At 50.6% G+C, this 20,656-nt stretch carries 16 protein-coding genes; all 16 read left to right on the forward strand.

Features of this window, described 5'->3' with window-relative positions:
- Window positions 1-228 precede the first annotated feature (228 nt).
- Window positions 229-858, forward strand: coding sequence for a cytidylate kinase-like family protein (locus H8876_RS01800; protein ID WP_249286287.1), 630 nt, complete (start codon window positions 229-231; stop codon window positions 856-858).
- A gap of 4 nt (window positions 859-862) precedes the next feature.
- On the forward strand, window positions 863-1,765 hold the full coding sequence (locus tag H8876_RS01805) for a 4Fe-4S binding protein (RefSeq protein ID WP_249286288.1): 903 nt from the start codon (window positions 863-865) through the stop codon (window positions 1,763-1,765).
- Between the two features lie 391 nt (window positions 1,766-2,156).
- Entirely contained in the window at window positions 2,157-4,091 is a 1,935-nt protein-coding gene (gene metG, locus H8876_RS01810; RefSeq protein ID WP_249286289.1) for a methionine--tRNA ligase, read from the forward strand.
- Between the two features lies 1 nt (window position 4,092).
- Window positions 4,093-4,980, forward strand: coding sequence for a TatD family hydrolase (locus H8876_RS01815; protein WP_249286290.1), 888 nt, complete (start codon window positions 4,093-4,095; stop codon window positions 4,978-4,980).
- 118 nt (window positions 4,981-5,098) lie between these two features.
- Window positions 5,099-6,922, forward strand: a complete 1,824-nt coding sequence (locus H8876_RS01820; RefSeq protein ID WP_249286291.1) for a SpoIIE family protein phosphatase — start codon at window positions 5,099-5,101, stop codon at window positions 6,920-6,922.
- 54 nt (window positions 6,923-6,976) lie between these two features.
- A complete protein-coding gene (tilS, locus tag H8876_RS01825) occupies window positions 6,977-8,023 on the forward strand; it encodes a tRNA lysidine(34) synthetase TilS (RefSeq protein ID WP_249286292.1) in 1,047 nt (348 codons plus the stop codon).
- 208 nt (window positions 8,024-8,231) lie between these two features.
- Window positions 8,232-10,451, forward strand: a complete 2,220-nt coding sequence (ftsH, locus tag H8876_RS01830; protein WP_283241725.1) for an ATP-dependent zinc metalloprotease FtsH — start codon at window positions 8,232-8,234, stop codon at window positions 10,449-10,451.
- A gap of 31 nt (window positions 10,452-10,482) precedes the next feature.
- Entirely contained in the window at window positions 10,483-12,039 is a 1,557-nt protein-coding gene (locus tag H8876_RS01835; protein ID WP_249286293.1) for a PucR family transcriptional regulator, read from the forward strand.
- A gap of 60 nt (window positions 12,040-12,099) precedes the next feature.
- Window positions 12,100-13,359: a serine hydroxymethyltransferase gene (locus tag H8876_RS01840; RefSeq protein WP_249286294.1), complete on the forward strand. Its 1,260-nt coding sequence runs from the start codon at window positions 12,100-12,102 to the stop codon at window positions 13,357-13,359.
- 237 nt (window positions 13,360-13,596) lie between these two features.
- Entirely contained in the window at window positions 13,597-15,144 is a 1,548-nt protein-coding gene (locus H8876_RS01845; protein ID WP_177264842.1) for an acyl-CoA carboxylase subunit beta, read from the forward strand.
- 11 nt (window positions 15,145-15,155) lie between these two features.
- Complete coding sequence (locus H8876_RS01850) at window positions 15,156-15,572, forward strand: OadG family protein (protein WP_249286295.1); 417 nt, start codon at window positions 15,156-15,158, stop codon at window positions 15,570-15,572.
- A gap of 36 nt (window positions 15,573-15,608) precedes the next feature.
- A complete protein-coding gene (locus H8876_RS01855) occupies window positions 15,609-15,974 on the forward strand; it encodes a biotin/lipoyl-containing protein (protein WP_249286296.1) in 366 nt (121 codons plus the stop codon).
- A gap of 109 nt (window positions 15,975-16,083) precedes the next feature.
- A complete protein-coding gene (locus H8876_RS01860; RefSeq protein WP_249286297.1) occupies window positions 16,084-16,938 on the forward strand; it encodes a type III pantothenate kinase in 855 nt (284 codons plus the stop codon).
- Window positions 16,919-17,890 (forward strand): tRNA dihydrouridine synthase DusB, encoded by a 972-nt coding sequence (dusB, locus tag H8876_RS01865; protein WP_249286298.1) that lies wholly within the window; start codon window positions 16,919-16,921, stop codon window positions 17,888-17,890. The genes H8876_RS01860 and dusB overlap by 20 nt, the downstream gene beginning before the upstream one ends.
- 126 nt (window positions 17,891-18,016) lie before the next feature.
- Window positions 18,017-19,870: an NAD(P)-binding protein gene (locus tag H8876_RS01870; RefSeq protein WP_249286299.1), complete on the forward strand. Its 1,854-nt coding sequence runs from the start codon at window positions 18,017-18,019 to the stop codon at window positions 19,868-19,870.
- Window positions 19,864-20,656, forward strand: a 793-nt coding sequence (locus H8876_RS01875) for a 2Fe-2S iron-sulfur cluster-binding protein (RefSeq protein WP_249286300.1), incomplete at its 3' end; no start/stop codon positions are given. The genes H8876_RS01870 and H8876_RS01875, both read left to right, overlap by 7 nt.

Genomic DNA, 20,656 nt, shown 5'->3' on the forward strand with positions numbered 1-20,656 from the left:
ATGTAGCTTGAACGAAGAGAAAGCTAGCGCCTTGAGACGCTAGCCTAGCAATCCATGGGCTTATAGCTCTAGAGCAAACCACCCTTTTTAAGGGTGGTTATGATTATTTTAAAGGTACTGGAACGTCCCGGTCTGGTTGCTTTAGGAATTTCATGGTATAATAGATAAAATGAAAGTTGGCAGAGGCTACGGCTGTATTGCTTTCAGTAACAATCAAAGGAGGCAGTTATGGGAAATAATGATAAGAAGATAATCACGATAAGCAGAGAGTTCGGTAGTGGAGGCAGACTGATCGGTAAGCGCCTGGCCGAAAAGCTGGATGTACCGTTCTACGACAAGCAGCTCCTGGATCGGATCGCCGAAGAATCCGGCTTCAGCAAGGAAATGATCAAGGGTGCAGAAATGAAAGCGAAAAACAGCTTCCTCTACAGCCTGGCGTCCGCTATGGGCACCAGTGAAAATGGGCCGGAAAGCCTGTCTCTGAATGAGAGGTTTTTCCTGGCACAGTTCGATACCATTCGCCGGATCGCGGACGAAGGCTCCTGCGTCATCGTCGGCAGATGCTCCGACTACGTGCTCCGCGGTCTGCCGGAAGCCAGCCACATCTTTATTTATGCAGAAGAAAAAGACAAGATCAAACGCGCGGTTCAGGAATACGGCATCCCGGAAGACGAAGCCCGGAAACTGATGAGAGATACCGATAAGGCCCGTGCCAATTACTATGCATATCACACCGGCAGAAAATGGGGCGAACACGTGAACTACAGTCTTTCCATCGATAGTGGGTACATCGAGATCGAAGACATCGTAGACCTGATCGTCCAGTACACCAAGGTGAGAAGATTCAGCCAGGCATAGTATCATGAATATCACAGCCATGTATTTCAGCGGCACCGGCACTACGAAAAAGATGACTGCCGCTATCGCCGATGAGCTGACTGAAATCAAAATATCCCAGGATAAAACGACTGCTGGCGAAAAACCCGGCAGCATAAAAGCCGGTATAAAACCCTGGCAGCGAGCAGAAGATATCGATTTTACTCCACCGGCAGCCCGACGGGAAATCTACCGGTTTACGCCGGATGATCTGGTGGTATTCGGCGTGCCGGTCATCGCAGGACGGGTCCCCAACGTATTATTAAAATTCCTGGACACACTGCAGGGCGGAGGCGCGCTGGCAGTTCCTGTCGTGCTTTATGGCAACAGGAATTTTGACGACGCTCTGATCGAACTGAGAAATATATTACAGGATCGTGGATTTTATGCCATAGGAGCGGCGGCTTTTATAGGCGAGCACTCTTTTTCCAGGATCCTGGCGGCCGGCCGTCCGGACAGCTCCGACATGGAGCTGTCCCGGGATTTTGCCCGAAAGCTCGCAGGCAAAATCCGCCGGCTCGGCGCGGCTGGGCTGCGTGAGGCCGCGCCTGTGCCGGTGGACGGCGCCGACCCGATCCGCCCGTATTATAAACCACAGGATCGAAACGGCAACCACATTAATATCCTGAAAGTAAAACCAAAACTGCATGCAGAGCTTTGCAGCGGGTGCGGGATCTGCGTCAGCGCATGTCCGATGGGATCTGTTGTGCAGGAAAACCCTGGACAGCCACCGGCTCCGATCACAGGGATCTGCATCAAATGCTGTGGCTGCGTCAAGAAATGCCCCCGCCAGGCATTCTATTTTGACGATCCCGGTTTTATTTACCATAAGGAAGAACTGGAAGATATGTACGCCGGGATCCGCCGCGAACCAGATTTGTATCTATAAGCGAGGCAGGCTGCTTTTCTGCAAGTCTGACAACATGAATATCGATAAAATATAATTTCATGTTGTATTTTCTGCGGAAAACAACATGAATCCATGTAAAATGTCTGTTCATGTTGCACGAGCCTGCACCAGTTCCCGAGAATACAACATCAAACCGGAAATCGTACCAGTTCATGTTGTATTTCAAACAAAAATCGCAGAGAGTACAACATGAAATTATATTTTATCGGTTCATGTTGTAAGGAATGCGGGAAAAGCGATACTGCAGGACCAAGTGAACCCAGACACCAGATCTCCCCGCTAGTTTGACTCACAGCCAAAATAATGCTATTCTATACCAATATTTACTGTCGCTCATTCGCGGCAGAGATGAAAGGAATGATAAAACAAAATGACAGAATCAAAAGGCAAGTATTACATCACGACTCCGATCTATTATCCGAGTTCCAATCTCCATATCGGACACACGTACTGCACCGTTATGGCAGACGCCATGGCACGTTTCAAGCGCCTGGCAGGCTACGACGTGAGATTTCTCACAGGAACTGACGAACACGGACAGAAGATCCAGGATATCGCGAAGGAAAAAGGCGTAACGCCGCAGGAATACGTTGATGAGATCGTTTCCGGTATCAAAGACCTGTGGAAGACCATGGAGATCTCCTATGACGATTTCATTAGAACTACAGAACCGCGCCACGTGAAGCGGGTGCAGCAGATCTTCATGCAGCTCTACGAAAAAGGCGATATCTACAAAGGTGAATACGAAGGCATGTACTGCACGCCGTGTGAATCCTTCTGGACTGAAAGCCAGCTGGTGGACGGCAAATGCCCGGACTGCGGCAGACCTGTGCAGAAAGCCAAGGAAGAAGCCTACTTCTTCCGCCTTTCCAAATATCAGGACAGACTACTGGAAATGTTCGAGAAAAACCCGGAATTCCTCCAGCCTGACAGCAGACGAAATGAGATGATCGCATTCGTCAAACAGGGACTGGAAGACCTTTGCATCTCCAGATCCACCTTCGACTGGGGCATCCCGGTGCCGATCGATGAAAAGCACGTCATCTACGTATGGCTTGACGCACTTACAAACTACATCACTGCTCTGGGATATCCGGACGATCCGGCGCTTTACGAAAAATACTGGCCGGTAGATGTTCACCTGGTAGGAAAAGAAATCGTAAGATTCCATACCATCATCTGGCCGGCAATGCTCATGTCCATGGAACTGCCTCTTCCGAAGCAGGTGCTCGGTCACGGCTGGCTGCTGCTGGAAGGCGGCAAAATGTCCAAGTCCAAGGGCAACGTAGTAGATCCGGTGACACTCATCGACCGCTACGGTATCGACGCGCTCAAATACTTCCTGCTGAGGGAATACACGTTCGGACAGGATGGTGTCTTTACCAACGAAGTAATGCTCAAGAGAATGAATTACGACCTGGCAAACGATCTGGGCAACCTGGTTTCCCGTACCGTTTCCATGATCGAAAAATACAACGACGGCACAGTGCCGGCGCTGACCGATGCGACGGATCCGCTTGACGAAGACCTGAAAGCCATCGCTATCGGCGCAGCTTCGAAGGTAGAAGCCAACATGGATAAATTCGCCTTCAACATGGCGCTGGAAGACATCTGGACCGTTGTTAGAAGAGCCAACAAATACATCGACGAAACCATGCCGTGGGTGCTGGCTAAGGACGAAAAGGACAAGTCGAGACTGGATAATGTCCTCCACAACCTGGCAGAAGCCATCCGTATCGTTTCCGTGCTCATCGAGCCGTTCATGCACACCACTTCCGGCAAGATCAGAAAACAGCTGGGACTCTGGTTCGCAGAGCCGGTATGGGCAGACGCCTTTACCTTTGAAATGATGAACGGCGAACAGGTGAAGAAGGGCGATCCGATCTTCCCGCGCCTCGATATCGAAAAGGAGCTGGAAGAACTGGAAGCTTTGCAGCACGCAGGAAAAGAAGAAAACATTCCGCTTGAACTGAAACCGGAGATCGAATTTGATGACTTCGACAAGATCGACTTCCGCGTAGGAACTATTTTATCTGCAGAAAAACACCCGAAGGCAGATAAACTGCTGGTATTCCAGGTGAAAATGGGCACGGAGACGCGTCAGATCATCTCCGGCGTAGCCAAGCACTTTACACCGGAAGAATGCGTTGGCAGAAAAGTAATCGTAGTTGCCAACCTGAAGCCGAGAAAGCTGAGAGGACTGGAATCCAACGGCATGATCATGTTTGCGGACGATGTGAAGGACGGCAAAGAGACCCTGGCCTTTGTCAGCCCGGAAGCAGAAGACGGGAATCCGGTGAGCTAAGATGCTGTTCGATTCCCACGCACACATAAACGAAGCCAGCTACTCTCCGGAAGAACGGGCAGAACTGATCAAGACCATAGAAGCGTCCGATGTGGACTATGTGGCGGATATCGGTTACGATCTGGCCAGTTCGAAACTGGCAGTGGAGCACGCAGCCAAATATCCGTGGTGCTATGCCGTGGTCGGCTGCCATCCTCACGATGCCAAAAGCATGGACGACATGGAGCTGGCCATGTACAAAGGTCTGGCGCGAAAGAAAAAAGTCGTGGCCATCGGTGAGATCGGACTGGATTTCCACTATGATCACTCGCCGAGGGACATCCAGAGAGAATGGTTCCGTCGCCAGATCCGAATGGCCAACCAGCTGAAAATGCCCATCGTCATCCACTCTCGTGAAGCGGATCAGGAGACGATGGATATTTTAAAGGAAGAAGGCGCTTTCTCCGAAGAACGCAAAAGCTGGTTCCCTAAGCGCCCCGATCCGTCCGGTTATACACTGAAAAAAAGCGAGGCTGCAAAGAAAACGCCCGACGATCCGGCAGATCATATGGCAGACGATGCCAGAGTGCTGATCCACTGTTTTTCCGGCAGCGCAGAGCTGGCAGCCCAGTACGTCAAGCTGGGAGCGACCATTTCTGTGGCGGGACCTGTGACATACAAGAACAACCGCAAGACGGTGGCCGTCGTGGCAGAAGTACCGATGGACTTTCTGCTGGTGGAGACAGATTCACCGTATTTATCACCGGAACCACTGAGAGGCAGACGCAACATGTCGCCTAACGTGAAGTACACGGCTCAGAAAGTCGCCGAGATCAAGGACATGACCCTGGAAGAGGTGGCGGCAAAAACAAAAGAAAACGCCATGCGGTTTTACGGGATCACACGGTAGAACGATGCCAGGGCGTCAGATGTAAAATAAATACTGCCTTTTCAGCCATTTTGACAAATTCCGACCTTGAAATGCGCTATAGTTGCAACAGAACGTATCGCAGACAGAGGGATTGGGATTGGAGATCAAAATGGAACACACCGGCAGACAGACGACCTGGAAATCAGGTCGCTTTCAAAGCAGGCCGCGCAGCGGGACAAGATTGCTGCATGCGGCACTGCTGTTTCTTTTCGCTTTTCTGGTGGGCAGAACGCCTTTTTTGGGAGAATATTTTCCGGCGGCGGTCGCACTTACCGCCTGTCTGGCGTCCAGAAATCCGATCTATATTTATTTAGCGATCCCGGCGGGAGCCGGGATCTTTTGCTGCATTCGGACCGGCGTCGATGCCTGGAGTGAACTGATCGCGGTCATCGGATGCGCCCTTCTGTTTGCAGGAGTAAAAAAGATCCATCTGGATCTGTGGCATCGTGCGCTGATTGCCGGATCTGTCGGGATCCTGTCGCTCAGTATTTATCGCCTTGCGACGGCCACCGTAAACAAGACCGGAGCCGGAGAGCTGCTGGCAGACGGAATCATGATCGCAGGCTTTTTCTTTTTATGGGAAGGCTTTTTTCGCGCTTCGAAGGAAGAGCAGGGCGGGCTTCTTTCTCTTGCGGGGCTGACGGTGGCATGGATCCTGGCGGTCTGCGGAACAGGAGCAGGATTTCTGCTGTGGCCTGCGGCGATTTTTTTGATTTTGAGCGTCCTCTGCTATGGTCAGACCGGTGAGACGGCAGTCGTCATCACAATAGCCGGGATAATAGCATTCCTTGCGGGACAGACGCAGTGGGGGTTCATGCTGTCCCTGCTGATGGGAGCATCCGCAGCAGAATTTTTCAGACGATTCGGGAGCATCGTCATGGCTCTTGTGTTCACCGCAGTCTGCTGGCTTCTCAGAATGGTGGAAAGCGGCCTTATCCTGGGGGTGGACAACTACTGTCTCTTCCTGGCGGTGGCTGCATTTGCCGCAGTCAGTTGGAAGTGCAGTTCATTGCTGCGCAGGATGATCGGTCTGTTCTCCGGCAGCCGTCAGGAGGATTTCAGAAAGCGATCCCAGGAGACCTTCCACCTTTTGCAGCGTCAGGAGGAAGAGATGAAAACGCTGGCAGAACTGTATGATACTTATGTGGACAGTCGCTCGCTGCTGGCTGCCCAGTTCGGTGTGACGAGCCAGATGCTGGAACATACACGATGGCAGATGGAGCAGGCCTTAAAAAAACGATACACCAAACAGGGAAAAGAGCCTTTTCTCCATGAAAAATTCCAGATGGACATAGCCGTATCTCAGTGTGCAGCCACAGGGACGATCAATGGTGACTGCTGCGGCTGGCAGGATCTGGGGGATGGCAGGACGGCCCTCGTCATCAGTGACGGTATGGGGAAGGGCAAGCGGGCAGCTGCAGAAAGCCTGCTGGTCACACGGACCGTGCTGGGACTCCTCAAATCCGGGGCGGGGACGGAACTGACCTTGAAAATGATAAACACCATCATGATGATGAAAGACGGAGAGGATTCTTTCGCAACGGTAGATCTGGCGGTAGTGGACAGAAGAAGCGGCCGTACAAAGTTTTATAAGATCGGAGCGGCGCCAACACTGATCCGCCGTCGAAACAATATCGAAGAAGTCCGGCTTTCCGCCGTGCCTCTGGGGATCGTAAACGGGCTTGAGATCCGCTCGGAGGAGATTTTCTTAAAGAAAGGGGATTTTCTGATCATGATGTCGGACGGTGTCAGCGACGGTCCGGACGGCAGAGGCTTCCTGCCGCAGCTGGCGGAGATCCTCAGGAGCATCCGGTCGGGAGAACCGGCTGTCATCTGCGATCTTGTTCTTGATCAGGTCAGCGACAGTTATCTGGGAAAAGAACGGGACGATTTGACGATAATGACGGCAAAACTGCTGTAATTTACAGGGATTCGTGGTACAATGAAGATAACGATGACAGGAGAACGAACCCCTATGATATTTCAGAAAGTGCAGGAGACCATCGCGTCTCATAATTTGATAAAATCCGATGAGCACATTGTACTCGGCCTTTCCGGAGGTCCTGATTCAGTGTGCCTTTTTCATATACTGCTGCGGTTGAGGCAGACGCTGGGGATTCGTCTGCATCCGGTCCATGTGAACCACGGACTCCGGCCGGGAGCAGCAGAACGCGACCAGAACTATGTGGAAGAACTTTGCCGGGAGCACGGGGTTTCCTGCAAAGTGATCGCAGCAGACTGTCGCAAGCTTGCCGGAGCATGGCATATGACCAGTGAAGAAGCCGGCAGAAAGCTGCGCTATGATGCGTTTTATGACGAAGCACGGCAGATCGCTGAAAAGCTGGCGGCGGAGCATGGCGGAAGCCCGGACGATTTTTCGGAGCATATCAGGATCGCTGTGGCTCACAATGCGGACGATCAGGCGGAAACCATCCTGTTTCGTGTGCTGCGCGGTACGGGGACAGACGGGCTGGCGGGGATCGCATATGAGCGAAAGGAGCGGGGATTCTCCGTGATCCGGCCTATACTGGACATCCCGCGAAAAGAAATCGAAGAGTACTGCCGGGAGCACGATCTGAGTCCTGTGGAGGATCATACCAATCATCAGAGCATCTATACCAGGAACAAGATCCGGCTGGAGCTGCTTCCTGAGCTGGAAAAAGAGTATAACGAAAATGTGCGCGGCGCACTGCTTCGCCTTGGGAAGATCGCTGCTTCCGACAGCGACTACCTGCAGCAGTGCGCGGAGGAAGCTTTGCAGGAATTTCTGCGGGAAACAAGTTCGGATGAAGTCGTTTTGGAACGAGACGGGCTGGCGGGAATCCATGAAGCTTTGCGCCACCGGATCCTTCTGCAGTCTTTTGCTCGCCTGGGGCTTGCAAGCGACATATCTGCGGAACGGATCGCTGCTGCGGACAGAATCATCGAAAAGAAACAGGCTCCGAAAACGGTAGAGTTTCCGAGAGGATATCGGGTGACCGTAGCGGGGGGACTGGTGCACATATGCGCGCCGAAAAAGTGAGGGAAGTGAACTTTGCAGAAAAAATAATCCTGAAAGTTACGTGAAGTTGTCAGAAAAAGCAGGCAGCCGCTATTGAAATAAAGCGTGCTTCATGATAAAATATTTCAATATATTTGTAGATTAACAACAAAAAATCAAGATAGAATCTGAGCAGAAGTTATTACAGAAAATAGAGACAGGAAAAGACAGTATCAGGAGGAAAGAAAACTTGAAAAAAGTTACGAAAAATATCGGGATCTATGTGATCATCTTTGGACTCGTTCTGGCCATGGTATGGTTCTACAACAGCGATGCGCCGAAGGAAGAAAAAGAAATCAAAACATCCACGATGATCCACTATCTGCAGGACAAGAAGGTGGAGAGCATCAATGTGACGGAGACGAAGATGACGGCTGAGCTGAACAATGGGAAGACCGTGTATGCCTACGTTAACAGCGCCGTGGATCTGAGCTATATTTATGATTCGTATATCATGCCTCAGGTGGACGAGGGCTCTTTGAAACTCAACAGCGACGAGCCGAAGAAGGAATCCATCTGGATCAGTCTGCTGCCGACGCTGATCATGATCGGCATCATGGTGGTGTTCTTCATCCTCATCATGAACCAGAGTGGCGGAGGAGGCAAAGCGATGTCCTTTGGCAAGAGCAGAGCCAAGCTGCAGAAGAGCAGTGATCTGCGCAAGATCACTTTTAAGGACGTCGCAGGTCTGAAGGAAGAAAAAGAGGAACTGGAAGAAATCGTTGATTTTCTCCGTCATCCGGCTAAATATAACAGTCTGGGGGCAAGGATCCCTAAGGGAATCCTGCTGGTAGGTCCTCCGGGAACCGGTAAAACGTATATTTCCAAGGCGACTGCCGGAGAAGCCGGCGTGCCGTTCTTTACCATCAGTGGTTCCGACTTCGTTGAAATGTTTGTCGGCGTCGGAGCATCCCGTGTAAGAGACCTGTTCGATCAGGCTAAGAAGAATGCTCCTTGTATCGTATTCATCGATGAGATCGATGCGGTAGGTCGTAAGAGAGGCGCAGGTCTTGGCGGCGGACACGATGAACGGGAACAGACCCTCAACCAGCTGCTGGTCGAAATGGATGGCTTCGCAGAGAACGCAGGAATCATCATCCTGGCTGCGACCAACCGTCCTGATGTACTTGACCCGGCACTGCTGCGTCCGGGCAGATTCGACCGTCAGATCGTCATCGGGATCCCGGATATCGTAGGAAGAGAAGAAATCTTCCGGATCCATTCCAGAAACAAGCCGCTGGCAGAAGGAGTCGATCCGAAGGTCCTGGCCAGAAGAACGCCGGGATTCTCCCCTGCGGACATTGAAAACATGCTGAATGAAGCTGCGCTCCTGGCAGCCAGAAGAAACGGCATGAAGATCCGTATGGAAGAAATAGAAGAGGCGATCACCAAGGTGATCGCAGGACCGGAAAAGAAGAGTCGTGTCATCAGCGAAGAAGAACGAAAGCTGACTGCATACCATGAAGCCGGGCATGCCGTTGTTGCTCATGTCCTGCCTAAGACAGATCCGGTACATCAGATCACGATCATTCCGAGAGGAAGAGCCGGCGGGTTCACCATGATCCTGCCGAAGGAGGATAAGTACTACGGAACCAAGGAAACCATGCGGGAACAGATCATTCACCTGCTGGGCGGTCGTGTAGCGGAAATGCTGACGCTGGATGATATCAGTACAGGAGCCAGCAACGATATCCAGAGAGCTACCGATATTGCCAAAGAGATGGTGACCAAGTACGGGTTCAGTGATAAACTGGGTCCTGTAAACTACAGCTCTTCGGATGAAGTGTTCCTGGGCAAGGATTTCTCGACGCGTCAGGCATATTCAGAAGAAACTGCCAACGAGATCGACGAGGAAGTTAAGGCGATCATTGAAGAAGCATACGATACGGCAAGAACGATCCTCAGCGAACATCTCGATCAGCTGACGGCTGTAGCGGAAGGACTGCTGGAGGTTGAAACGCTGGATAACCGTCAGTTCGAAGAACTGTACGACGGTGTCAAAACGCCGGAAGAGATCGGGCAGGAGCTGAAGGAAGAGCTTAAGAAACGCGAGATCAGCAATCGTGCAGAAGCTGCAGAAGCAGAAAAGATGCACAAAAAAGCACTGGAAGAAGAGAAGAAAAGACAGCTGGAAGAAGCTGCGAAAGCGCTGGAAGAAAAGCATGGAGACAGCAAATTCAAGCCGACCATCATGACATACAACGACGTTACGAAGACAGCGACTCCATACGAGCCGGAAAATCGTGACGACGATGATGAACCGGCGGCGGATCCTCAGGACAGGGATGACGATATGCCGAGCGAAGAGGAACTGGCGGTATATGACACAGATTACCTCAATGCTGATGATGAGGATTCCTCCGAGGAGGAACATGATGCAGAAGATCATTCTTCCGATGAAGAAAAGTAACATTGTGATATAGTAGAGAGAAGGTCTTATCATGAAAGTAACAGTGGCAGACTGCCTTGAGCTGGACGCATTTGCGAAGGCGAAGGTAGTGGCGGCAAAAGTAAATTTAACCAATGAAGTGAAATCCATCTCGGTGCTGGATGCCAGCAGCGAAGATGAACTGTGCTTTTATGAAGGAGACAAGACGGAGATCCTGCTGACCGGATTTGCCGGGGTGCAGGAAGACGCGGACGCGCAGTGCAGGATCCTGCATCACATCGCAAACCGCGGATATGCGGCGCTGGCGGTTTACCACAGCGGCGGACTGTCACCAAAACTGATCGAAGCGGCAGAGCGCGAGACGATGCCGCTGATCCAGATGCCGAAGGATGCGGGATACTCCCGGGCGATCAGCGAAGTGATGGACCGGGTGCTGTACGGAGACAACTTCCGGAATACTCTGATCAGCAACACGGTATTCCATCTGCTGAACTTTGAAAAACACAGCAATTTCCAGTCGGCTGTACGGGAAGCTGCCATCAGCAACGATTTTCAGCTGATCATACTCAGCGAGGATTTCAATCCGATCCTCACGGTGGAAACACGTCATAAGGCAACGATAGCCGACGCCATCAAGCTGGGGAAAGAGAGAAACGTAGAAAGTGACGCCAAGGCATACACCATGATCGATGTCAACGGCGTGCTTACCTACTGGGGTCCTGTGACCATAAACAACGAAAAATACTACATGTTTATCGTGGATAACGAGGATTCCTATACAGCAGGTGAGATCACCAAGCTCGCAGAGATCATAGAACTGGCCATGGGCATGTGGAAATACACACCGGAACGTGATGCGAAAGCGGAATTCATCAAAGCTCTCATGCGAGGCAACAAGAGCCTGGCATACACCCTCAAGGATGAGGCGCGGATCAGTGGAGATGATATCCTGAGCGTGTTCTTCTCGAAAGGGATCAGCACGGAGGTGGAGAGCCAGGTCTTTTCCGAGTTTGAAAAGCAGGAAGACCTCAATATCATGAAGATCACAGAAGGCGATGAAACTTACGGAATGATCCTGACTTACGAAGACAACGTTGCCGGGACCGATCTGAAAAACAGCTGTGTGCAGCTTTTCAATCGGCTCAAGGGCAATAAGGGAGCGAGGATCTTCCATGTCACTGGTCTCAATGGGATCGAAGGTGCGGGAGATGCATATCGTCTTATCAGCGAAAGCTGGTCCTTCGTGCAGAGTGTATTCCCTTACAAACGGGTTTTTACCAAATATGAACTGACTCTGGTAAGCAACTGCATCAACATCCAGATCCAGGGCGGATTCGTCAAGAAAAACTATATCGAACTTCTGGAACCTTTTAAGGAAGCCAGTGAAAATAAGGGCAAACAGCTTCTGGAAACACTGGAGACATTTGTGCTGGATGCCGGCATGAACAGCGGTAAAACAGCCGAGTTTATGGGGATCCACACCAATACCGTACAGTATAGACTCAAAAAGATCAACGAGCTGCTGGGAGTTGAGATCACAGGAAACCGGGTGATCCCGGGACTCACGATGGCTTTAGCGCTGAAACGGCTGGAACGTGTCGTGAACTAGCGAAGCAATATATCCTACGTTATCACATCACATGAATTGCGAAATGCAAAGGAGAGGGAAATGTACTTTAACTATCTGGAAAAAGCTGATCCGGACATAACGGCAGCAATGAAACGTGAAATCAATCGTCAGGAAACCAAAATCGAAATGATCGCATCCGAGAACTTTGTAAATTATGAGGTCATGGAAGCTATGGGAAGCGCGCTGACCAACAAGTATGCAGAAGGCTACCCGGGAAAGAGATACTATGGCGGATGCGAATTCGTAGACGAAGTAGAACAGATGGCGATAGATCGTGCCAAGAAGATCTTTGGTGCAGAACATGCTAACGTGCAGGCGCATTCCGGTGCCAACGCCAATACTGCTGTATACCAGGCAGTCCTCGAATATGGCGATACAGTGCTGGGCATGGATCTGTCCAACGGCGGTCATCTGACCCATGGATCCCCGGTCAACATTTCCGGAAAGTCTTATCACTTTGTAGCATACGGACTGGATCCGGAAACGGAAACCATAGATTACGACAACGTAAGAGAACTGGCACACAAGCACCAGCCAAAGCTGATCGTTGCCGGTGCGTCCGCTTATCCGAGAGAGATCCGCTTTGATATCTTCCGTGAGATCGCAGATGAAGTAGGCGCCCTCTTCATGGTAGACATGGCGCATATCGCAGGACTGGTTGCAGCAGGTCTCCACCAGAACCCGGTAGATTATGCAGATATCGTGACAAGCACGACACATAAAACGCTCCGCGGCCCAAGAGGCGGCCTGATCCTCTGCAAAGAAAAATTTGCAAAGGCTATCGACAAGGCGATCTTCCCTGGAACACAGGGCGGCCCGCTGATGCACGTGATCGCTGCCAAGGCAGTATGCTTCAAAGAAGCAATGGATCCGGAATTCACAGAATACCAGAAGCAGGTCGTTGCTAATGCAAAGGCTCTGGCAGAGGCTCTCAACGAGAAAGGCTTCGATCTGGTGTCCGGCGGTACAGACAACCATCTGGTGCTGGTAAAACTGCTGAACAAGAATATCACAGGAAAGCTGGCTGAAAAGCTGCTGGATGATGCCAATATCACGACAAACAAGAATGCGATCCCGAACGATCCGGAAAGCCCGTTCGTAACAAGCGGTCTGAGACTTGGAACTCCGGCCATGACAAGCAGAGGATTCAAGGAAGACGATGTGAAGAAGACGGTAGAAGCGATCGCTTTAGTGATCGACAATCCGGAAGATGAAGCTGCCATGGAAAAGGCAAGAGCTATCGTCAAGGAGCTGACCGATAAATATCCGCTCCACAAGAACTTCGGCAAGGATCTGTAGAGCCGCCAGCAAGGTGCTGGATACAGCGAAAACCAAACACATGGAATCAGGAGGGAGCACTGCGAAAGGCAAGTCTTTTCGCGGTGCTCCGTCTTCGTTACAAAGTTCCTATGAATAATGTATACAAACAAAAACAAGTTGCAAATTTGAAATGTATACGTTATAGTGAGAGTGGTATTTTATGTACTTATGATTTTTTAACAAAACATCCAAAATACTTTAAGGGAGGAAGCATAAATGAACAAGCTTGAAGATCTCCGCGCGAAAAAAGAGAAAATCGCACAGGGCGGAGGCGAAAAAAGAATCGAAGCACAGCATGCCAGAGGCAAGCTGACTGCGAGAGAACGACTGGACATTCTTTTTGATAAAGACAGCTTTGTTGAAATCGATGTGTTCGTAAAACACAGATGCACGAACTTCGGCATGGACGAAAAAGAACTGCTGGGTGACGGCGTTGTAACAGGCTATGGCCAGGTAGACGGAAGACTGGTATTCGCATTTGCGCAGGACTTCACTGTAAGCGGTGGATCCCTGGGTGAATATCACGCAGAAAAAATCGTCAAAGTGCAGAACATGGCTCTGAAAATGGGTGCACCGATCGTTGGACTGCAGGATTCCGGCGGTGCCAGAGTAGAAGAAGGTGTTGCGGCTCTTTCCGGATTCGGCAAGATCTTCCACAACAACACGATTTCTTCCGGCGTGATTCCGCAGATCTCTGTGATCATGGGACCTTGCGCAGGCGGTGCGGTATATTCCCCTGCTATCACGGACTTCGTATTCATGGTAGATCAGACAAGCCAGATGTTCATCACAGGACCGGCTGTTATCAAGACTGTAACAGGTGAAGAAGTAACTGCAGAACAGCTGGGCGGCGCAGCAACTCACAATACAGTAAGCGGTGTTGCTCATTTCATGGGCAAGAACGACGAGGAAACTCTGCTGATGGTAAGAGAACTGCTGAGCTACATGCCTTCCAATAACATGGAAACAGCTCCTGTATATGCTACCAACGACGATGTCAACAGAATGATCCCTGAACTGAACGAGATCATTCCGGACAACCCGAACAAGGGATACAACATTTACGATGTGATCACAAAGATCGCAGACGAAGGAAAATATTTCGATGTTATGCCGCTTTATGCTAAGAACATCGTTACATGCTTCATCAGAATGGACGGAGCTACCGTTGGTGTTATCGCCAACCAGCCGAATTACGGAGCAGGATGCCTGGACATCGACGCTTCCGACAAGGCTGCAAGATTTATCAGAAGATGCGATGCGTTCAACATTCCTCTCCTGACCATCGAAGACGTTCCTGGATTCCTGCCGGGTACCGGTCAGGAATACGGCGGGATCATCAGACACGGTGCGAAGATGCTGTACGCATACTGCGAAGCTACAGTGCCTAAGATCACAGTGATCCTGAGAAAGGCATACGGCGGAGCATACATCGGTATGTGCAACAAGGAACTGGGGGCTGACCTGGTAATGGCATGGCCTACCGCACAGATCGCTGTTATGGGTGCTTCCGGTGCTGTTAATATCATTTCTTCCGTTAAGAAGGAAATCAAGAATGCTGAAGATCCTGATGCAGTAAGAGCAGCTGCGATCGAAGATTACGAAGAAAAGTTCAACAATCCGTATGTGGCAGCAGGTCTGGGTTATGTAGACGATGTTATCGAACCGGCTACAACAAGACAGCGGATCATCAGCGCACTGGATATGTTAAGCACGAAGAGAGAATCCCTGCCGGCTAAGAAGCACGGTAACATTCCATTGTAGGAGGTAGCATAATGGGTTTAATGGATAAGTTTTCAGATCCGAGTCTGTTTGACTCCCTGTCCTTTGGGGACAAGATGGCGGGATCGGCTGTCACGATGCTCATGGGCATGGGCATTACATTCGTCGTTCTGATGCTTTTATGGGGTGTATTTGCTCTGATGGGTAAATGCATGTCCTCAACTGCTAAGAAAGGAGATAAGGCGTCTGCGGCAGAGACAAAGGCCAATGCCACGCCCTCGGTAGCAGCACCGGCAGCAGCGAAGACAGATGATGTTCTGACAGCAGTTATCGCAGCAGCGATCGCAGCGTATCAGAGCGAAGGAGGCACAGGGAACCTGGTCGTAAGAAAGATCCAGAGGCTTTCCGGTGAAACGACTCTGTGGACTAACGCAGCGAGAGAAGACTGCATCGAAAGCAGAAGATTCTAAGTTTATTATCGAAATGATCGAAAGGAATTGTTAGATATGAAAAAGTATAATATTACCGTAAACGGTGTAGCATATGCAGTTGAAGTAGAAGAAGCTGGCGCAGCATCTGCACCGGCAGCAGCTCCGGCAGCTCCGGCACCAGCAGCAGCTCCGGCTCCGGCAGCTCCAGCAGCACCGGTAGCAGCAGGAGATGCTTCCGTAACAGCTCCGATGCCGGGAACAGTTCTGGATGTTAAGGTTACAGAAGGTCAGCCTGTAAACAAGGGCGACGTTCTGGTGATCCTGGAAGCTATGAAGATGGAAAACGAAATCTGTGCAACTGGAGATGGCACTGTAGACAAGATCGTTGCAGCAAAGGGCTCTTCCGTAAACTCCGGAGATGTTCTTGTTACTCTTAAATAAGTAAAAAAGTATTTTGGATACAAGCATAATGTGTTAAAATAATTAGGCGGTTTTTAAAACCGCCTATTATTTTAAAGAAATCATAAAACAGAGCAAAAGGAGAAAAACTATGCTACTGGCATTTGATGTTGGAAACACAAACATCGTTCTGGGATTGTTCCAGGACGGCAGAATGATCACCAACTGGAGACTTGAAACGGACAACAATAAAAGTGCGGATGAATACGGTATGATCATCAACCAGCTTTTCAAGTATGAAGATCTGGACATCAATGAAGTGAAAGATGTGATCATATCCACAGTCGTTCCCTCTGTGCTGTATACGCTGCAGCATCTGTCGGTAAAGTACTTCCACAGAAAAGCGATCGTGATCGGAGCAGGAATCAAAACAGGACTGGTCGTAAAATACGACAACCCGAAACAGGTAGGAGCAGACAGGATCGTTAACGCGGTAGCGGCACACGCCAAGTACGGCGGCCCGCTGATCATCATTGATTTTGGTACTGCGACCACATTCTGTGCCGTTTCTGAAAAGGCAGAATACCTGGGAGGAACCATTGCGCCGGGATTAAAGATTTCCTCGGACGCATTATTTGAAAAAACAGCCAAGCTCCCTAAAGTAGAACTAGAAGAGCCTGGCCATGTGATCTGCCGCAATACCATAAACAGTATCCAGGGGGGCCTGGTATACGGACACATGGGAATGGTGGATTACATCGTGAAGAAGATGAAAGCAGAGCTGCAGGAATACAGCGCAGACGCCAGCCAGGAAGTGAAAGTGATCGCGACAGGAGGTCTGGCAACACTGATTGACGGCGGGATCGACTGCATCGATTACGTGGACAAGATGCTGACGCTGGAAGGTCTGGAGATCATATACAGAAAGAATAAAAAAATCAGAAAGAAGAGCCCGGGACCGGTGCGGGAAGGAAGAGACTGCAACTATGCCGAAGACAGCTTTTAAGATAGGAGATATCGCTCTTAAAACGCCCTTTGTGCTGGCCCCGCTTGCGGGAATCACGGATACATCGATGAGAAGCCTTTGCTGGAAACAGGGGGCTTCTTTTGTATACACGGAAATGGTCAGCGGTAAGGGACTGTGGTACGGAGATAAAAAGACAAATCAGTTATTAAAAATAGGCGATCCGGAAGAAATGACAGGCTTCCAGCTTTTTGGGAGCGATCCGGAAGTCATGGCCTTTGCAGCAAAAGAACTGCGAGACCGCAGCAATGCCTTGCTGGATCTTAACGTGGGCTGCCCGGTGCCTAAAGTAGTTAAAAACGGAGAAGGCTCGGCACTTCTGAAAAAACTGGACGTTCTGCAGGAAGTAGTAGCCGCTATGGTGAAGTATGCCGGAAAACCGGTGACAGCTAAGATCCGTATGGGATTCGCGCGAAATGAAAATACGGCAGTAGAGACTGCGAAGGCGCTGGAGGATGCAGGGGCATCGGCAGTAGCTGTCCATGGAAGAACGAGGGAGCAATATTACGAAGGCAGTGCCGACTGGAAAGTGATCGCGGACGTGAAGCACGCAGTAGGGATCCCTGTCATCGGAAACGGCGATGTGATGAGTGGAGAAGACGCGGTGCGTATGCTGGATGAAACCGGGTGTGATGGGGTCATGATCGCCCGCGGAGCTCTGGGGAATCCATGGATATTTCGAGAGGCAGAAGCTCTCTGGAATGGAGATATGAAACCGGTTACACCCTCCGATAATGAAAAAATTAACATGCTTTTGGATCATTTTGCATTGATCTGTGCCGATAAGGGGGACAATGTTGCGGTCAGAGAGATCCGAAAACACATCGGCTGGTACGTGAAGGGAATGCGAGGGGCTTCCTATGTAAAGCGTACGGCAAACAAGATAACACAAGCCTCGGAGCTGATAGAGCTGCTGCGGGGATTGTTAAAATAAAAACGCAGAAAGTGAAAAAACCCGCCCCAACCCTCTTTCCAAATGTACGATTTTGTTGTAAAATGTTACATACCACGTAAATTTCAGAATTTACTAAACATGATTGGATGAGAGGTAGGTGACATCATGAGCAGACTGGATTTTAAGACGAAAGACAGGGCTCAAGTAGTTGTAGAGGGGTTGTATCAGGATCTTGAGAGACGTATCATAGCCAGCCCGCCGGGACAGTGTCCGGTCGATATGGCAGAATCGTTTTTGAAGCTGTGCCACGCACAATCATGCGGCAAATGTGTGCCGTGCAGAGTGGGCATCGGACAGCTTTTGAAGATTTTAGATGATATTTTAGACTTGAACAAAGAGAAGAGTATGGAGCAGCTGGAACTGCTTCGCCGTACTGCCGTGGTCATTAAAGAATCGGCAGACTGTGCTATTGGTACAGAGGCGGCCAGCATGGTGCTGCGGGGACTGGATGGATTCCGCGAGGATTACGAGGAACACATCCGTCACAATCGCTGTGCGACCAGTATCCAGGAAGGCAAGCAGCCGGTACCGTGCGTGGCACTTTGCTCTGCCGGCGTAGACGTGCCTGGATACACAGCTCTGGTAATGGCAGGCAGATACGACGATGCTGTAAGACTGATCAGAAAGGACAATCCGTTCCCGACAGTCTGTGCACATATCTGCGAACATCCTTGCGAGGCAAGGTGCAGAAGACAGCTGATCGATACAGCTGTAAACATCAGGGGAATCAAGCGCTATGCTGTAGATCACTGCAGTGAAACAGTGCCTGTTCCTGCTGCTATGGATGATACAGGCAAGAAAGTTGCCATCATCGGAGGCGGTCCGGGAGGACTTTCCGCAGCATATTTCCTGGCTATTATGGGACATAAACCGACGATCTTCGAGAAGAGAAGCAAGCTGGGCGGCATGCTTCGCTATGGAATTCCGAACTACAGACTGCCGAGAGAACGTCTGCAGTGGGATATCGATGCGATCCTGTCTACCGGTATCGAGGTGAAGACGGATTACGATGTCAACGATGAAGCCAACATCAAGATGATCGCAGAAGAGTTTGACGCGGCTTACATATCCATCGGCGCTCATACACACAAGACGATAGGTGTTGAAGGAGAATACAGCAAGGGCGTGATCCCTGCCGTAGAGATCCTGCGAGGCATCGGCGACGATTCTATGCCGGACTTCAACAACAAGGCCGTTGTCGTTATTGGCGGAGGAAACGTAGCTATGGACGTAGCCAGAACGGCGAAGCGTCTTGGCGCATCGGAAGTAAAGATCGTCTACAGAAGAAGAAAGCAGGATATGACTGCACTGCCGGAGGAAATCGACGGCGCAGTAGCAGAAGGCTGCACGCTGGTAGAGCTGAAGGCTCCTGCTAAAATCGAGAGCAACAGTACGGGCAGCGTTCGTGCACTGTGGGTTCAGCCGCAGATCGCAGGGGAAGCTGACAGATCAGGTCGTCCAAGACCGACGCCGGCAAGCGCACCGGAAGAACGTATCCCGTGTCATATCATCATTTCTGCCATCGGGCAGAGCATCGAGTCACAGGGATTCGAGAAATATGGTATCCCTGTCGTAAGAGGAAGCATCGTTGCAGAGTCCTCCAGTGCAGTATCCAACGTAGAAGGATTCTTTGCAGGAGGAGACTGTGTAACTGGTCCGTCCACCGTAATCAATGCTATCGCTGCGGGTAAAGTTGCAGCAGCTAACATCGATGAACATCTGGGCTATCACCACGAGATCTCAGAAGATATCGAGATCCCTTATCCGAAGCTCATGGACAAGAAGCCGTGCGGAAGAGCGGAGCTGAAGCTGCGTTACGCCAAGGAGCGCGGAAACGACTTCATGGAGATCGAGTATGGCATGTCTCATGAAGAAGCTTTGCAGGAAGCAAGCCGCTGCCTGCGCTGTGACTTTAACGGATTTGGAGCATTCAGAGGAGGGAGGACTCATAAATGGTAAATCTTACAATAAACGGTCAGAAAATTTCAGTAAGTGAAGGTACGACCATTTTAGAAGCAGCCCTGAAGGTTGGGATCGATATTCCGCACCTGTGTTATCTGAAGGACATCAATGAGATCGGAGCCTGCAGAGTCTGCGTAGTAGAAAACGCAGGTATGGAGACGCTCGTAACGGCGTGTAATACCCCGGTCGAAGAAGGGATGGAGCTTTATACCAACAGTCCGAAAGCCAGAGAGGCGAGACGGATCAACGTAAGCCTGATCCTTTCGGACCACGATGCGAAATGTGCGACCTGCGTACGAAGCGGTAACTGTAATTTGCAGAAGATCGCCAACGACCTGGGTATTTTAGAGGTGCCTTACACCAATATAGCGGAAAAACAGAAATGGGACAAAAAGCAGCCGCTGATCCGGGACGCATCCAAGTGTATCAAATGCATGCGCTGTATCCAGATCTGTGACCACATTCAGGGGCTTAACGTATGGGGCCTGACAGGAACAGGCTACCGGACAACGATCGGTATCAGCAAGAACGTTCCGATCCGTGAGACCAACTGTTCCTTCTGCGGACAGTGCATCACCCACTGCCCTGTGGGAGCGCTGCGTGAAAGAGATGATACGATGCAGCTTCTGGATGCTCTTGCAGATCCGGAAAAGATCACTATGGTTCAGATCGCACCGGCTGTGCGTACTGCCTGGGGTGAAAGCGTCGGACTTTACAGAGAGGAAAGCACGCTGGGCAAGCTGGTGGCTGCATTGAAGCAGATCGGCTTCGATCTGTCTCTTA

The organism is Lentihominibacter faecis (assembly GCF_014306095.1).
GTDB lineage: Bacteria > Bacillota > Clostridia > Peptostreptococcales > Anaerovoracaceae > Lentihominibacter > Lentihominibacter faecis.

Coding starts and splice junctions, on each gene's coding strand:
- H8876_RS01870 (WP_249286299.1), top strand. CDS start 18,017: ATGAGCAGACTGGATTTTAAGACGAAAGACAGGGCTCAAGTAGTTGTA.
- dusB (WP_249286298.1), top strand. CDS start 16,919: ATGCCGAAGACAGCTTTTAAGATAGGAGATATCGCTCTTAAAACGCCC.
- H8876_RS01860 (WP_249286297.1), top strand. CDS start 16,084: ATGCTACTGGCATTTGATGTTGGAAACACAAACATCGTTCTGGGATTG.
- tilS (WP_249286292.1), top strand. CDS start 6,977: ATGATATTTCAGAAAGTGCAGGAGACCATCGCGTCTCATAATTTGATA.
- H8876_RS01855 (WP_249286296.1), top strand. CDS start 15,609: ATGAAAAAGTATAATATTACCGTAAACGGTGTAGCATATGCAGTTGAA.
- H8876_RS01805 (WP_249286288.1), top strand. CDS start 863: ATGAATATCACAGCCATGTATTTCAGCGGCACCGGCACTACGAAAAAG.
- H8876_RS01840 (WP_249286294.1), top strand. CDS start 12,100: ATGTACTTTAACTATCTGGAAAAAGCTGATCCGGACATAACGGCAGCA.
- H8876_RS01845 (WP_177264842.1), top strand. CDS start 13,597: ATGAACAAGCTTGAAGATCTCCGCGCGAAAAAAGAGAAAATCGCACAG.
- H8876_RS01850 (WP_249286295.1), top strand. CDS start 15,156: ATGGGTTTAATGGATAAGTTTTCAGATCCGAGTCTGTTTGACTCCCTG.
- H8876_RS01800 (WP_249286287.1), top strand. CDS start 229: ATGGGAAATAATGATAAGAAGATAATCACGATAAGCAGAGAGTTCGGT.
- H8876_RS01815 (WP_249286290.1), top strand. CDS start 4,093: ATGCTGTTCGATTCCCACGCACACATAAACGAAGCCAGCTACTCTCCG.
- H8876_RS01835 (WP_249286293.1), top strand. CDS start 10,483: ATGAAAGTAACAGTGGCAGACTGCCTTGAGCTGGACGCATTTGCGAAG.
- metG (WP_249286289.1), top strand. CDS start 2,157: ATGACAGAATCAAAAGGCAAGTATTACATCACGACTCCGATCTATTAT.